Raw genomic sequence first — 1,073 nt, 5'->3', positions numbered from 1 at the left:
GGCAGCAGTAGGGAATCTTCCACAATGGACGAAAGTCTGATGGAGCAACGCCGCGTGAGTGAAGAAGGGTTTCGGCTCGTAAAACTCTGTTGTTGAAGAAGAACACACTTGAGAGTAACTGTTCAGGTGTTGACGGTATTTAACCAGAAAGCCACGGCTAACTACGTGCCAGCAGCCGCGGTAATACGTAGGTGGCAAGCGTTGTCCGGATTTATTGGGCGTAAAGCGAGCGCAGGCGGTTTCTTAAGTCTGATGTGAAAGCCTTCGGCTTAACCGGAGAAGTGCATCGGAAACTGGGAGACTTGAGTGCAGAAGAGGACAGTGGAACTCCATGTGTAGCGGTGAAATGCGTAGATATATGGAAGAACACCAGTGGCGAAGGCGGCTGTCTGGTCTGTAACTGACGCTGAGGCTCGAAAGCATGGGTAGCGAACAGGATTAGATACCCTGGTAGTCCATGCCGTAAACGATGAATACTAGGTGTTGGAGGGTTTCCGCCCTTCAGTGCCGCAGCTAACGCATTAAGTATTCCGCCTGGGGAGTACGACCGCAAGGTTGAAACTCAAAGGAATTGACGGGGGCCCGCACAAGCGGTGGAGCATGTGGTTTAATTCGAAGCTACGCGAAGAACCTTACCAGGTCTTGACATACTGTGCTAACCTAAGAGATTAGGCGTTCCCTTCGGGGACGCAGATACAGGTGGTGCATGGCTGTCGTCAGCTCGTGTCGTGAGATGTTGGGTTAAGTCCCGCAACGAGCGCAACCCTTATTGTCAGTTGCCAGCATTTAGTTGGGCACTCTGGCGAGACTGCCGGTGACAAACCGGAGGAAGGTGGGGATGACGTCAAGTCATCATGCCCCTTATGACCTGGGCTACACACGTGCTACAATGGATGGTACAACGAGTCGCAAACCCGCGAGGGCAAGCTAATCTCTTAAAGCCATTCTCAGTTCGGACTGCAGGCTGCAACTCGCCTGCACGAAGTCGGAATCGCTAGTAATCGCGGATCAGCATGCCGCGGTGAATACGTTCCCGGGCCTTGTACACACCGCCCGTCACACCATGAGAGTTT

General features: G+C 52.9%; 1 rRNA gene. It reads left to right on the top strand.

The features are described 5' to 3' along the window. Positions 1-1,073, top strand: a 16S ribosomal RNA gene (locus CES81_RS13030); the annotation flags it as partial.

Origin of the sequence: Secundilactobacillus pentosiphilus (genome assembly GCF_002217985.1) — a bacterium.
Taxonomy (GTDB): Bacteria; Bacillota; Bacilli; order Lactobacillales; family Lactobacillaceae; genus Secundilactobacillus; species Secundilactobacillus pentosiphilus.
Note: the sequence above shows the minus strand (reverse complement) of the source record. Positions and strands in the feature narration are given on the sequence as shown.